Source organism: Singulisphaera rosea, assembly GCF_054877945.1.
On record NZ_JBTYIP020000001.1, the window covers coordinates 602,790 to 616,951 of the forward strand.

The window sequence follows — 14,162 nt, forward strand, 5'->3', positions numbered from 1 at the left end:
CGAGCATACCGAGAAGGCAGGGAAGGCGTCAGGCGAGCAGCGGGAGGATCGGCGACCCGTACGACACGGGGACGGGTTGATCGAGGTGGTTGCGCAGCTCGGTGGCGGGGTCGATCCCCATGCAATAGAACATGGTCGCCGCGACGTCGTCGGGCGTGCAGGGGTCGTCGGTCGGGTAGGCCGCGGACCGGTCCGAGGCGCCGTAGACGAACCCGCGCTTCATGCCGCCGCCAGCCATGAGGAGGGTGTAGCACTGTGGCCAGTGATCTCGGCCGCCGTCCTTGTTGATCTTGGGGGTGCGGCCGAACTCGCCCGTCCAGACGACGAGGGTGTCGTCGAGCATGCCGCGGGCCTCGAGGTCTTCGATCAGGGTCGGCAAGGTCTGCTCGGTCGCCGGCAGGAGCTTGTCGCGAAGCAAGGGGAAGTTGTCGCTGTGGGTATCCCAGCCGACGATCCCCGGCGAATAGAAGACGGTCACGAACCGGACCCCCGCCTCGACCAAACGTCGGGCCATGAGCACGCTCTGGCCGTAGGGGGTGCGGCCGTAACGCTCTCGTAGGCGAGGGTCCTCGGCCTGGATGTCGAACGCCCTTTGGGTCTCGGTCGAGGTTAATAGCGAGAGGGCCTTCTGCTGGTAGGCATCGAGGCGGCGGACCGCCGCGAGCGAGGTCTGGAGCCGAGAGTATGCGGAAAGACCCGCGGACAACGCCTTGCGCGAGGAGACTCGCTCCAACGGCACCTCGATCGGCAACGTCAGTTCCTCGACCGAGAAATCCGAGGCGTTGGGGTTCTTGGTGATGAACAGCGAGTCGTGCTCGCTGCCGAGGTAGCCCGCGAACTGCCCGGGGGTCCGGAACACGCCGTCGGCGATCATCCAGGGCAATGAGACGAACGTGGGCACGCGCTTCGTGCTCGGCGCAAGCTTGCTGACGATCGAGCCGTAGGCGGGGTAGTCCGAGGCCGACGCCGTGGCCGAGACGATGTCCACGCGAGGACGCTGGCCCGTGAGCGAATAGTACGCCGCCGAGTTGTGGGCGCTCGTGCGGTGGTTGACGGAGCGGACCACGGTCATCCGGTCCATGATCCGCGAGACCTTGGGGAGCAGCTCGCAGACGCCGAAGCCGGGCAGGCTCGACGAGATCGGCTTGAACTCCCCGCGAAGCTCGGTCGGGCCGTCCGGCTTCATGTCGAAGGTGTCTTGCTGCGGCACGCCGCCGAACTGGTGCAGGAAGATCACCGACTTCGCCCGCGTCTTCAGGCCCGACGTGGCCTCGGCACGCAAGGCCGAAGACAGGGTCAGGCCGAGGCTCCCCAGGGCCCCGACCTGGAGCATCTGCCGGCGCGAGAACCCTCCGCGCCGAAAGTCCAAGCACGCTCGCCCTTCGGACATCGTCGTCGCCCTCACGAGGAGCCACCGCCCCGGCGTCGCATCCGTTCCGGCTTGGCCGGTGAGCTCGAGTCCTCGATCGATGCCGAGGATCGCTCGTTCGCGGCGATTCATGGGGCTTACGAGATCGCCGATGCTTTAGTATAACAAATTATCGAGCCTCGATACCATGCGCCTCGACCTCTGACTTCCCGCAGTGATTTCCTCCGACCGATCTGTGTGGGGTGGGCATTGCATACCGGGCCTCCCCATGAATCCGGTGGGCAATGCCCACCCTGCAAATGCAATCAATACTTTCGGCAGCGAACCCGGCTCGGTAAGCCTGGCGAACGAAGTCGGCTCGTGTCGATCATGACGATGTCGACCTCCACCGCAATTGTCTCGGCATCACAACGAATCCGCTGACCACCCGCCTCGCCGTGGAGAGCCCGCCCATGTGCTCGCGCCTGGTCCGACTTTCGAGCTGGCTCGTCCTCGGGTGGTGCCTGGCACCGGCCGGAGCGGAGGAGACGGCTTCGGGGCCAAACCGCATCGTCGTCGAGCCGGCCGACACGCTCCTGGACGGTCGGCGAGGCTCGGCCCAATTGATCGCGACCGGGCACTTTCCCGGCGAAGCCATTCAAGACCTGACCACTCCGGCCGAGTGGTCGAGCTCCAACCCGGCGATCGTCGCGGTCCTGCCCGGAGGTCGAGTCGAAGCACGAGGCGACGGCGAGGCCGAGATTCACGCGCGAGTCGGTTCGACCGAGGCGATGGCCGTCGTCCGGGTCCGGAACTCGGCCAACGTCCGCCCCATCGCCTTCGCCAGCGAGGTCCTGCCCGCGCTGACCAAGGCGGGATGCAACATGGGGGCCTGCCACGGCACGCCGACGGGGAAGAACGGCTTCCGACTCAGCCTCCGCGGCTACGACCCCGCGCTCGACATCACGACGCTGGCCCGAGAATCCGGCGGCAGGCGTACAGACCCGTTGGCCCCCGACGCGAGCCTGATCCTCCTCAAAGGGACCGGGCACGTCCCGCACGAGGGCGGGCCCCGACTCAAGCCCGGGGGTGACCTCTACGCCGTCCTCCGCGACTGGGTCGCCGAAGGCGCCCACCCCGATCGAGCGGGTGCCCCCTCGCTTGTCGGACTCGTCGTCACCCCTCCGTCACGCACGCTCGAGGCCCCAGCCCGCGAGCAGCAGTTGGTCGTCCGCGCCCGATTCGCAGACGGCTCGAACCGGGACGTGACTCGGCTCGCCCGATTCGGCACCACCGATGCCACGATCGCCGACGTCGACGAAGGAGGCCGGGTCGTCAAGGTCGCGCGGGGCGAGGCGACGATCCTCGTTTCGTTCGAGCACCTCGTCGCCACGGTCCGCATCCAGTTCCAGGAGCCTGTGCCGGGGCTCGCCTGGGTCGACCCGCCCGAGAACAACGTCATCGATCACCATGTCTTCGCCAAGCTCAAGAGCTTACGAATTCCTCCGTCCGAGCTGAGCGACGACGTCGAGTTTTGCCGGCGGGTTCACCTCGACACGACCGGGCTCATCCCCTCGCCCGAGGAAGTCGTCGCATTCCTCCAGGACGCGAGGCCGGACAAGCGGTCGCGTCTCATCGATTCGCTTCTCGAGACGCCGGAATACGTCGATTTCTGGACCCTGAAGTGGGCCGACCGGCTCGGATGCAATCGTCGGTTCGTGGGCGTGAAGGGGGCGATCGGATTCCACCGCTGGATTCGCGACCAGGTCGCTGCGAATGTGCCGCTCGACCGGTTCGTCCGCGACATCGTGACCGCCAAAGGGCCGAACTTCACCCACCCGCCGGCCAGCTTCTATCGCCGGATCCGGACGCCCGAGGACGCGGTCGAGTCGGTCAGTCAGCTCTTCATGGGCGTCCGGCTTGGCTGTGCCAAGTGCCATAACCACGTCGCCGAGCGCTGGACGCAGGACGACTATTACAGCATGGCCGCCTTCTTCAGCCAGGTGGCGTACAAGAACGGGCCGCAGACCTTCGCCCAGTACAACAAGGAAGAAACGGTCTACCTGCGACCCGACGTGGACATCCGCCAGCCCCGGACCGGCGCCGTGATGCCCCCGAAGCCGCTCGGCGCGGAACCGGCCAGGATCCCGCACGATGGTGACCGCCGCGAGGCCCTGGCCGACTGGCTCCTCTCGCCGACGAACCCGTTCTTCGCCAAGGCGGCCGTGAATCGGATCTGGTATCATCTGATGGGGCGTGGGATCGTCGAGCCGGTCGACGACTTCCGCGAGTCGAACCCGCCCGCCTCGGCCGAGTTGTTGCAGGCTCTCGCCGACGACCTGGTTACCCACGGATTCGACGGCAAGCGGACCGCCCGGCTGATCCTCAACAGTCGGGTTTATCAGCTCTCCTCGCGTCCGAACCGATTCAACGAGTCCGACCGGCGTTACTTCTCGCACGCAACCGTGCGCACCCTGTCCGCCGAGCAGCTCCTGGACTCGGCCTGCCGCGCCACGGGGGTCCCCGAGCCCCTGTTCAACCTCCCGGAAGGGTCGAGGGCCGCCCAAGTACCCGACGGAGAGCTCGTCCATCCTTTCCTCAAGGACTTCGGCCAACCGGCCCGAACCGAGGCCTGCGAGTGCGAACGCGGGACCACGGCAACCCTGGAGCAGGCGCTCCAACTCGTCGGCGGCCGCACGCTCCACAGCAAGGTCATCGCCCCCGGGAACCGAATCGGGGCGTTGCTCAAGTCGGGCGTGGACGACTCGACCCTCGTTGACCAGCTCTTCCTCGCCACGCTCTCCCGCCACCCCGAACCTGCCGAACGCTCTCTCGCCGTGGCCGAGCTCACGGCCCGCTCGCACGAACGCCGACGTGCCGCCGAGGATCTGCTCTGGACCCTATTGAACCACCCCGAGTTTTTACTCCAGCACTGAGCCCCTTCCCCGAATCCCGTTATTTTCTTAAATAACGGGTTTCTGATATTATCGATGGGGACGACTCTCTTGGAGACATCGTCGTCGCGCCCCTCGGAAACCCGTCGCTTAAGAAAACAACAGGTTTCGGGGAAATTACCGACGTGACGACCGCTTCGCCACTTGCCACGTATCGCCCGGGAGCTCGACCTGGGACAATGGCTCCCGGTTCGGGATCGGCGCCTCGAGCGGTCATCCGACAGGGGACCGACTCCACCGGAGCCGTCTCCTCCAACCCCGAGACACGAGGTTCACGGGGTTGACCCAGGCAAGAGGGTTGCCGAGGGCAGCGTTCACGCGACTTTATTTATACGATCATTGATTTATGTCTATCCCCATAAAACATTTACCTTTGATTCAGAATTGGGATTGCCAGGGCTGCGGCGACTGCTGCCGGACGCTCGAGGCCGTGATCACCGACGAAGATAAGCGTCGGATCGAGTCCCTCGACCTGACCGACGATCCCCAGGTCGGCCCCAAGCCGTGGTTTTCGCCCGCAGGTCGGGGTTCCAAGCAATGGAAGCTGGCGCATCGGCCCGAGGGGGGATGTGTCTTCTTGACGGCGAACAACCGCTGTCGGCTCGAGGAACGATTCGGCGCCGGCATCAAACCGTTCGTATGCCGCCTGTTTCCCTACATCCTCATCCCGGCGGGTAGTCACTGGCGCGTCGGCATGCGCTACTCTTGCCCCTCGGCCGCGGCCAATCAGGGCCGACCGTTGGTCGAGGCCGAAGATGACCTGGTGTATTTCTCGGGCTTGTTGGAGAAACACGTCGGCAGGTCGGGGGAAAGTGCGCCGCCCCCCCAGCTACGGGCCGATCAGAACATCTCATGGCCGGATTTGCACCGAGTCGTCCAGGTGTTGGTTGAGATCGTTCAGGACCGCAGCGATCCCCTGGAACGGCGACTCCGCAAGTGTCTGGCCGTCGCCCGCGTCTGCGGCTACACCCAATTCGATAACCTCCAAGGCAACCGGCTTAGCAAATACTTGCAGGCGGTGCGCTCGGCCGTCGATACGGAACTCCCCCGGGCGGCCGAGGACCTGTCGCCCCCCGACCGGTTGTTTGGCGGGATCCTGTTCCGCGTCTTCCTGGCGATCTGTGCCCAACGGGATCTGAACGTCCGTCGGGCCTCGGGCCTTTGGAATCGCTTGGTCCGGGTGATCTCGGGCTGTCGCTTCGTCAGGGGGCGTGGATCGGTCCCTCGCGTCAACGAGTTTCTCCCGAAAATCACCTTCGATGATGTCGAGCAGCGGGTTGGGAGACAACCGGATTTGGATGAGACGTTGGAACGATACTATGTCGTCAAGCTGAACTCGCTCCAATTTTGCGGCCCACCCAACTTCAATCTTCCGCTCCTGGCCGGCCTTGAATCGCTCATCCTCACGCTGCCGATGATCCTTTGGCTGCGTCGTGCCCTCAGTGACCGGCCACCAAAAGAGGCGGTTCAGCTGGCGATTCAGATCGTTGACAACCACTTCGGTGGTAACCCCATGCTCGGCTTCCCGCACATCCAGTATCTGCTGCGGACCATGGCGCAGCGTGGTGAGCTGGATAAACTCGTGGCCTGGTACAGCCGCTGAACTTGCCCTCTCGATCAACAATCAAGGTCATCGATGGCCGCTTTCCCTGTCATCACACGAGCAACGCATTATCGACGTCCCTCCGCTCGGCGGGGCACTCTTGCCCCGCTTTTCCGAATCTCCCCCCGCTCGGCGGGGCACTCTTGCCCCGCTTTTACTGCAGAAGCCCTGACAAAAGCCGAGGGGCAGGAGTGCCCCGCCGACCGGGGGATCATCCTGATCTGATATCGGGCGAGACCTCGACGGACCCTCCCACCACTTCGCCCACACCAAAATGCTTGCACGCACCACCCTTCATCGATTATTCACAGAACCCTCTCATTTCCTGATTGACAAAATTCACGCAACGCTTCTAGAATTTTGCATCGATAGGTTAACACAACCCCATTCGACATCGAAGAGAATCCATGTCGTGGAGCGTGGTTGACTCCTCGACGAGTCTGCTCCCCAGCGTGCGAGCACCGGGTCGGTGACGGACCTGGGCTCGCGACTCAATCGGTCGGCCAAGATCTCATTGCTTTCATATTTCCAACTTTTCCTTCGGTCGGCTCTGCGGGGCCTCAGGAGTTGCGACGTGGATAAAACCTCATCTTTGAAGCGTGATCGGCGTGGATTCACGCTGATCGAATTGCTCGTCGTGATCGCGATCATCGCGATCTTGATCGCGCTCCTCCTCCCGGCCGTGCAGGCGGCGCGCGAGGCGGGCCGGAGGGCGCAATGCACGAACAACCTCAAGCAGATCACGCTCGCGATCGCGAACTACATCGACGTCTACGGCACGACGCCAATGCACGAATATCGCTATGCGAATGAGATCACCAGCCCGAACCCCCGAGGTGCCTCGGGCTGCCATTCCTGGCTCTGCGGCCTGACTCCGTTCTTCGAGCAGTCCAACCTCTACAACGCGATGAACTTCTCCTACACCGAGGAATGGAGCGGGTTGGTCACCGGGGTCGACGCGACCGTGCACAAGGCCAGGGTCGGGACCCTGATCTGCCCCTCTGACGGGATGACCAGCACGGGGTTCGGGTATGAGAACGTCGCGTATGACGTCGGCAACTTCAGCTACGCCGGGAACACGGGCCACCCGCGCAACATCCTCCTCCCGGGCGACTCTCCCATCGGTTCCGGGACGCCCCCGTACCTGACCGGCATCATGACGATGGCGAGGATGTACAAAGAGAAAGGCTCGTGTCGGAGCGATGCCTTCGCCGCGACGACCGACGTCGTCGTCTCCCTGGCGAGCATCACCGACGGCACCTCGAACACGGCGGCGGTCTCGGAGTCGCTGATCAACGACGGCTCGGGCAACTCGCCCGACCCGCGCCGGAATCTGAACTACACCAACTCGGCCCTCGTCGAGCAGATCGACGTCGCCGCGATGGACGTCGTCCGAGACGGGCTCGCCAACTACGTGAACTGGCAGCCATGGAGCAGCGTCAAGGGGTTGACTTGGTCCTACACCGACGCCTGGGAGCGTCACGTGTACGCCCACCTCCTCCCGCCCAACGCCCCGCCGATCGTGAGCTACTACAGCGACACGTTCCGCTGCTCCGAAGGCGACGGCGCCATGAACCCCACCGGGAACCACCCCGGCGGCGTCAACGTCTCGATGATGGACGGCTCGGTCCGCTTCATCAAGAACACGATCAACCTCCAGACGTGGTGGGCCCTGGGGACCCGAGGTCGCGGCGAGATCATCTCCGCCGACTCGCTCTGATCTCGGCCCCGGCACGTCCTTTCCATCCCAGGACGGACGACGTCGTCCGCCAATCCGTTGCAACCGTACCCCGGCGCCGGTGAGTTTCCCCCCTCACCGGTCTCGCGGGGATCGTCTCATCCTGGACCGAGCGGCACGCGGCCCGCGCGGGCTGGTCAATCCCCATCGAGGTCCATCGCGGGGATGGCGACCCATCCGCTCGATCTTGCCTCGAAGGCTCCGCGATCCCGACAACACGAACTCCGCCCAGGGACCCTCGGAATGAATCGCTCGGCTCGGAAACTCCTGACCATCGTCATCATGAGGGGCGCCACCCTTCTCGTCGCCGGCTGCGGTCAGCCCGTGGAGTTCGATCCCGCCACCCAGTACACGCCCGAGGCGCTCGCGCAGGAGTTGATCTTCCGGGTGAAGACGTTGAAGCGAAGCTCGAAGTCTACTCCGAAGAACGCCCAGGCCAAGATCGCCAGCCGACTCCCCGAGAAGAAGGGGAAGGCGGCAGGGTCCGAGGCGACCAAGCGCGAAATCGCCACGACGATCGGCGACGTCGTCGAGGAGACGGTCGAGAAGTTCTCTTTGATTAAAAAGACATCTTCATCCGAAACGCGGAAGATCGTCGCGGGGGTCGTCTCGAAAGACAAGAGCCTCGGCGAAGAAGACCGGAAGGAGATCCTCGGAGAGCTGGAGCCGGCCGCGGGATCTCCGACCAAAGAGAGCCGGTAGTGGCCCGTCAAGCCTTGATTCGAGAGTGTCAAGGCCGCTTTCGTAGCCATCAGACTCACAATACCCCACGGACGTTCCCCCGGCAGGTGGGGCACTCATGCCCTCGGCTTCCGCGGCAAGAGCCGGGCAGGAGTGCCCCACCGACCGGGGGAACATCATTATCCGAATGAGGCCGCAAATAGGACCTCAACTGCTTGGCGTTGACGCATCCGTCGTTTCGAATTGAGGAAAGCCATCGCGTCAATGCGGATGCGGGAGAGGAGGGTCGGCCTCCGCATTGCGAGCGAGGATGGTGGGTCGACGGATCGTCAAAGTCCCTCGGAGCGCGAATCCGGTCACGGCGACCGGGAGGGGGGGACTCGCACTCCGCTCGGGTCAATGGCAGGGGGGAGCGGTCATGAGCCCCTTCAAGGTCTTCAACAGGAGATCATTCTCCTCCATCTTGCGGACGCAGAAGCGGAGGTGCCCCTGGGTCTCGAACTTCTGGCCGTGCCCACTGATGATGGAGCCGATCTCGAGTCCGCGATAGTTGGAGCATTCGCGAGGGAGGATGCCACGCCTGGCGAGGGCGTCTTGCAACTGGGTCGACGTCCAGGGGGTGTCGACCAGGCTGACCAGGACGAAGTTGGGCATGGCGGGAGCCGACTCGGGACGCTTCTCGCTCGGCCAGACGGGCCGAAGTCCCGGGATGTCCCACAAGGCTTCCGTCAGGCGAACCGACTCGGCCTTGATGAACTCGACGGTCCGCTTCAGGTAGTCCTCGTCGTCCACGGCGGCGAGGGCGGCCAACTCGGCGGCGGTCGTCACGGTCCAGGGCTGCTGGGCCCGCCGGAGCCGCGTGATGACCTCGGGAGACGCGACCACGTACCCGATCCGAAGTCCGGGGAACGCGTAGATCTTGGTCATCGAGCGGAGGACGACCAGGTTCTCTCGCGTGAGGACGTCGCGAACGAGGGTCCGATCCGCCTCGTCGGGCAGGAACGGGAGGTACGCTTCGTCGACGACCGTCATCAGGTCCGGGTGATGGTCGATCAGGCTGAGAAGACGCTCGCGTTCCCAGGCCCGGCCCGTCGGGTTATTCGGATGTCCCGTCCAGAAGATCCCGGACGCGTGGTGCGGCAGGACGTCCTGCTCCCAGCCGAGGATGTGGTGTCCCCAGGTCTTCAGGGGCAGCCCGTTCTGGGCCGAGGTCCGGCGATATTCGCCGTAGGTGGGCTCGGAGAGGTGGGCGAGCGGGACCTCCGGCTCCTCGGGGTCGCGAGGATCCAGGTCGAGCTTCTCCCGGTAGATCTGGCCGATCAGGCTGATCAGCTCGGTCGTCCCGGCGCCGACGAGGATCCGATCGGGCGGGACGTCATGATACTCGGCCAACCGATGCAAGAGGCGGGGCGAGCCCGGCTCAGGATATCGGTCGATGCTCTCGGTCGCCGCGCGTACGGCTTCCCGAGCCCCCTGGGGCGGCCCCAGTCCGTTCAGCGGAGCGGAGAAATCCAGCAAGGGCTGGTTCCCCAGCTTCAGCCTCGCCCGGATCGCCGATTGATTGCCACCGTGTTGGATGGGGAGGGTCGCCCGCTGGTCGACCTTCCGACTTTTGTCGGTGAATAACGGGTGAAGTATGGAAGTGCTCCTCATATTCGCGCGGACTGAGGTAAGAAGCCTGGCCGAACGATGACTCCCTCAAGTCCCCGAAGGACCGAAACCGTGAAAATCCGCGGAGTCGAGCCGACCTGGGGCCTTGGCGCTCCGTCTTTTCACGACCGAATTTAACAACCCGGACCATTATTGCAAGGGCCGGCGTCGCGCCTTTTTGAAGACGAGGTGAACAGCTCGTGAGGATCGCCGCCGGGAGCCATTTGGGGCTTGGAAGGACCGACATCGCCTGGGTACAATCTCTCCTTTCCGCGACGCTCGCCCACCGCGTCCCGGACTGTCCATCTGTCCGACCCGCCCGTCCCGTGGACTCCCTGCCGCGTCCGACGACGGACTGCGTACGGCGGTGCCCCTCAGAATTTCAAGGAACCCCATGACAACGCCGAGTCCCGCAACCGATTCCGCAGCACCCACCTACGACAACAACGGGCAGTACACTCGGACGGGCATCCTGAGGTACGAGAAGGTCTTCGGCGAGGGATACATCAGTACCGGTGGCCATGAGACCACCGAGTATCTCGTCTCGAAGCTGGGCGACGCGCTCCGCCCCGGGGTCCGCATCCTCGACGTCGGCAGCGGTATCGGTGGCGCGGCGTTCTTCCTCGCTCGGAAGTATGGGGCCGTCGTGACGGGGATCGACCTCGCCCCCGAGATGATCAACATCGCCCTCGAACGCGCCACGGAAACCGACGCCCCGAAGACCGTCACGTCCATCCTCGGCGACATCCTCGCCGAACCGTTCCCGGACAAGTTCGACATCATCTGGAGTCGAGATGCCTTGATGCATCTCCCGGATAAGGCCGTCCTCTTCTCGAGGCTCTACTCGCTCCTCGACCCGGGCGGCAAGCTCATCATCACCGACTACGCCAAGGGGACCGGCCAGCGCTCCCCCGAGTTCCTGGCCTACGCCGAGAAGACCGGCTACAACCTGACCGACCCCGCGAGCTACGGCAAGTTCCTCGAAGCGGCCGGGTTCCAGGACGTGGTCGTCGAAGATGCGACCGACAGGTTCGTCGACATCCTGACCCGCGAGCTCGGCCGGATGGAATCGGAGCGGGCCGACTTCCTGAAGTCTTTCAGCGAGTCCGACCTGGACTACCTGGTGAAGCGCTGGGAGATGAAGGTCCGATTCTGCAACGCCGGCGACATGAAGTGGGGCATCTACCTGGCCACCCGCCGTTGATCCAATCGAGCGGATCGAGGGCATGACCACCCCGACGACCTCGAACGTTGTCGGGGTACCTCGTGCAACCGGATGCCCGCCTCGGGAAGAATCGAAGAGGGTCCTGCGATGAGCGAGCGCTTCGACGATGCCGTTGTCGGGGCGGGGATCATCGGTTTGGCGCACGCGTTCCATCTCGCGCGACGGGGGCGAAAGGTCGTCGTCTTCGAGAGGAGTCCCCGCGCGGCCGGTGCCTCGGTCCGGAATTTCGGGATGCTCTGGCCGATCGGCCAGCCGCCGGGTGCCCTCAGGAGCCTGGCCGTCCGGAGCGTCGAGATCTGGCGCGAGGTCCTGGGCCTGAGCGGCCTCTGGCACGACCCCGTCGGCTCGCTCCACGTCGCGTATCACGACGACGAGATCCAGGTCCTCCGCGAGTTCTCGACCTTCGCCCGCGAGTCCGGGATCGACTGCGAGATGCTCGACCCGAGGCAAGTTCGCGAGCGATCCCCGGGCATCAAGTCCCAAGGTCTCCTCGGCGCTCTTTGGAGCTCGACCGAGGTCTGCGTCGACCCTCGGCTTATCGTCGGGAGTCTCCCCAAATTCCTGGCGGACACGTACGGGGTCCGCTTCGAGTTCGACCGTACGGTGGTCGGCTACGACCGGCCTCACGTGCTCGCCGGCGGGATGGAATGGCGGGCCGACACCCTCTGGGTCTGCGCCGGGGAGGACTTCCAGACCCTCTACCCGGACGCCTACCAGGCCAGCCAGCTCTTCCGCTGCAAGCTCCAGATGATGCGGTCGGAGCCCGTGGGCGGGGGCTGGCGGCTCGGCCCGATGCTCGCGGCGGGGCCGACGCTCCGGCACTATCGGGCCTTCGAAGCCTGCCCCGGCCTCCCCGCCCTCCGGGCCCGGATCGCGGCGGAATATCCCGAGTTCGACCGATTCGGGATCCACGTGATGGCCTCCCAGAACGGCCGGGGCGAAGTCGTCGTCGGCGATTCCCACGAGTATCGCGGCGAGATCGAACCTTTCGACAAGCGAGAGATTGACGACTTGATCCTCGGTTACCTCGCCACGTTCCTCGAGGTCCCGGGCTTCCGCATCGCGTCGCGCTGGAATGGCACGTACCTCAAGCATCCGTCGGAGCCTTATCTCGTGACGGATCTCGCCCCCGGAGCCACGTCGATCATGGCGACGGGGGGGATGGGCATGACTCTCTCGTTCGGACTGGCAGAGCAGGTCGTGAACAAGACCCTCGGGGAGTGCTGAGATGGCGATCGAACTCGTGGTCTTCGACATGGCCGGGACGACCGTCGTGGACGAAGGGGCCGTCAATCGCTGCTTCCGCGAGGCCCTGGCCGGCGCGGGGCTCGAGGTCGAGCCCGCGGCCGTCGACGCCGTCATGGGCTTTCACAAACCCGAGGCGATTCGGACCCTGGTCGACGGGGCGAACGCGTCGCACCTCAAAGGCAAGGTCGACGCGATCCACGACGACTTCGTCGCGAGGATGTGCCGGTTCTACGAATCCGACCCGTCCGTGGGAGAGATGCCCGGCGCCCGCCGACTGTTCGAGTCGCTCCACGCGCGGGGGATCAAGATTGCCTTGAACACCGGCTTCAGCCGCAAGATCGCCCAGATCATTATCGACCGCTTCGGTTGGGCCGAACAGGGCCTCGTCGACGCGAGCGTGGCGAGCGACGAGGTCGCCCGCGGCCGGCCACATCCGGACATGATTCACCATTTGATGAAACAACTCCACGTCGACGACCCTCGACACGTGGCCAAGGTGGGCGACACTCCGGTCGACTTGCAGGAAGGCCAGAATGTCGGTTGCGGGATCGTGATCGGCTACACCAGTGGGACGCACAGCCGGGAGGAGCTCTCCCGGTATCCCTCCTCGGCCTTGATCGGCTCGCTCGACGAGCTGCCCGCAGCCCTCGGGCTCGGGACCACCGTAGATTCTGATCTCTCCTGACGATCCACCCAACGCGCCCGGCGCAAAGGTGAGCCCAAGTTGAATCCGTTCGACCTCACGGGGAAAGTGGCCATCGTGACCGGGGGCAACGGGGGACTCGGCCTGGGGATCGCCCGAGGCTTGGGGCAGGCCGGGGCGAAAGTCGTGATCGTGGCGAGAAACGCGGAGAAGTCACTCGCTGCCGCCAAGGACGTCATCGACTCGACCGGTGCCGAAGTCCTCACGCTCAAGGCCGACGTCACCCAGCCGGATCAAGTGGCCTCCACCGTCGCCGCCACGCTCGAGCGATTCGGCCGGGTCGACATCCTCGTCAACAACGCCGGGACCTCGATCCGGAAGCCGCCGCATGAACTGACCCTCGAAGACTGGCACACCGTGATGGACGTCAATCTCACGAGTGCTTTCTTGATGTCCAAAGAGGTCTACCCGGCGCTCAGGCAGGCCGGGGGCGGCAAGGTCATCAACATCGGCAGCATGGCCTCGACGTTCGGGATCGCCTACGCCCCGGTCTATGCCACGAGCAAGGGGGGCATCGTCCAGTTCACCAAGAGTTGCGCCCTGGCCTGGGCTGCGGATCGCATCCAGGTCAACGCAATCCTCCCCGGCTGGTTCGAGACCGAGCTGACCGACCGCGCCCGGAATGTCATCCCGGGGCTTTATGAAAAAGTCCTCGCCCGGATCCCCCAAGGGCGTTGGGGCGACCCGCGCGACATCGCCGGCACGGCCGTCTGGCTCTCCAGCCCCGCGAGCGACTACGTCACGGGCGTCGCGGTCGAAGTTGACGGCGGGTTCTCTTCGGCGATGATGTGATCAAGAAGAAGGGGGTCTTTTACAGCGGTTAACATCCGGGTAGCACCTCATTGACACAAGCCCGAAGCGCCAGCGAGTGAATCCTCTTCGATTTCTTGCGATGGGATTCACTCGCTGGCGCTTCGGCCTGGTAAAAGTCATCACGAGGGAAGCACCAGGTGGATGCAATCCGATCGTGATCCGCTCTAGCCACGGATGGAACACGGATAAGAGAAGATGG

The 14,162-nt window shown here is 64.7% G+C and carries 10 protein-coding genes; 8 read left to right on the forward strand and 2 right to left on the reverse strand.

Annotation, left to right across the window (positions count from 1 at the left end; genetic code table 11):
* Positions 1 to 28 precede the first annotated feature (28 nt).
* Positions 29 to 1,501 (reverse strand): DUF1501 domain-containing protein, encoded by a 1,473-nt coding sequence (locus tag ACYOEI_RS02330; protein WP_462847652.1) that lies wholly within the window; start codon positions 1,499 to 1,501, stop codon positions 29 to 31.
* Between the two features lie 320 nt (positions 1,502 to 1,821).
* On the opposite strand from ACYOEI_RS02330, the gene ACYOEI_RS02335 reads away from it, so the two are divergent.
* From ACYOEI_RS02335 to ACYOEI_RS02350, 4 genes are all read left to right on the forward strand, one after another.
* Positions 1,822 to 4,284 carry a DUF1549 domain-containing protein gene (locus ACYOEI_RS02335; protein WP_462847653.1) on the forward strand — a complete coding sequence of 821 codons (2,463 nt, stop codon included), beginning with the start codon at positions 1,822 to 1,824 and terminating at the stop codon, positions 4,282 to 4,284.
* Between the two features lie 364 nt (positions 4,285 to 4,648).
* Complete coding sequence (locus ACYOEI_RS02340) at positions 4,649 to 5,905, forward strand: YkgJ family cysteine cluster protein (RefSeq protein ID WP_462847654.1); 1,257 nt, start codon at positions 4,649 to 4,651, stop codon at positions 5,903 to 5,905.
* A gap of 574 nt (positions 5,906 to 6,479) precedes the next feature.
* A complete protein-coding gene (locus ACYOEI_RS02345; RefSeq protein ID WP_462847655.1) occupies positions 6,480 to 7,625 on the forward strand; it encodes a DUF1559 family PulG-like putative transporter in 1,146 nt (381 codons plus the stop codon).
* A 261-nt stretch (positions 7,626 to 7,886) separates the two neighbouring features.
* Positions 7,887 to 8,345 (forward strand): hypothetical protein, encoded by a 459-nt coding sequence (locus ACYOEI_RS02350; RefSeq protein WP_462847656.1) that lies wholly within the window; start codon positions 7,887 to 7,889, stop codon positions 8,343 to 8,345.
* Positions 8,346 to 8,720: 375 nt separating this feature from the next.
* Here ACYOEI_RS02350 and ACYOEI_RS02355 read toward each other — a convergent pair whose 3' ends face one another.
* Positions 8,721 to 9,842, reverse strand: a complete 1,122-nt coding sequence (locus ACYOEI_RS02355) for a pyridoxal phosphate-dependent aminotransferase (protein WP_462847657.1) — start codon at positions 9,840 to 9,842, stop codon at positions 8,721 to 8,723.
* Positions 9,843 to 10,368: 526 nt separating this feature from the next.
* On the opposite strand from ACYOEI_RS02355, the gene ACYOEI_RS02360 reads away from it, so the two are divergent.
* The 4 genes from ACYOEI_RS02360 (at position 10,369) to ACYOEI_RS02375 (ending at position 13,942) form a co-directional block, all read left to right on the forward strand.
* Entirely contained in the window at positions 10,369 to 11,178 is an 810-nt protein-coding gene (locus ACYOEI_RS02360) for a methyltransferase domain-containing protein (protein WP_462847658.1), read from the forward strand.
* A gap of 108 nt (positions 11,179 to 11,286) precedes the next feature.
* The gene (locus ACYOEI_RS02365) at positions 11,287 to 12,426 is read left to right on the forward strand and encodes a TIGR03364 family FAD-dependent oxidoreductase (protein ID WP_462847659.1); all 1,140 of its coding nucleotides are present in this window, start codon (positions 11,287 to 11,289) and stop codon (positions 12,424 to 12,426) included.
* Between the two features lies 1 nt (position 12,427).
* Positions 12,428 to 13,132, forward strand: coding sequence for an HAD family hydrolase (locus ACYOEI_RS02370; protein WP_462847661.1), 705 nt, complete (start codon positions 12,428 to 12,430; stop codon positions 13,130 to 13,132).
* Positions 13,133 to 13,171: 39 nt separating this feature from the next.
* Positions 13,172 to 13,942, forward strand: a complete 771-nt coding sequence (locus ACYOEI_RS02375) for an SDR family NAD(P)-dependent oxidoreductase (protein ID WP_462847662.1) — start codon at positions 13,172 to 13,174, stop codon at positions 13,940 to 13,942.
* Positions 13,943 to 14,162: the final 220 nt, after the last annotated feature.

Excerpts from the sequence above, each read along its gene's own strand:
- ACYOEI_RS02350 (WP_462847656.1), top strand. The coding sequence starts at position 7,887 with ATGAATCGCTCGGCTCGGAAACTCCTGACCATCGTCATCATGAGGGGC.
- ACYOEI_RS02365 (WP_462847659.1), top strand. The coding sequence starts at position 11,287 with ATGAGCGAGCGCTTCGACGATGCCGTTGTCGGGGCGGGGATCATCGGT.
- ACYOEI_RS02360 (WP_462847658.1), top strand. The coding sequence starts at position 10,369 with ATGACAACGCCGAGTCCCGCAACCGATTCCGCAGCACCCACCTACGAC.
- ACYOEI_RS02330 (WP_462847652.1), bottom strand. The coding sequence starts at position 1,501 with ATGAATCGCCGCGAACGAGCGATCCTCGGCATCGATCGAGGACTCGAG.
- ACYOEI_RS02370 (WP_462847661.1), top strand. The coding sequence starts at position 12,428 with ATGGCGATCGAACTCGTGGTCTTCGACATGGCCGGGACGACCGTCGTG.
- ACYOEI_RS02335 (WP_462847653.1), top strand. The coding sequence starts at position 1,822 with ATGTGCTCGCGCCTGGTCCGACTTTCGAGCTGGCTCGTCCTCGGGTGG.
- ACYOEI_RS02340 (WP_462847654.1), top strand. The coding sequence starts at position 4,649 with ATGTCTATCCCCATAAAACATTTACCTTTGATTCAGAATTGGGATTGC.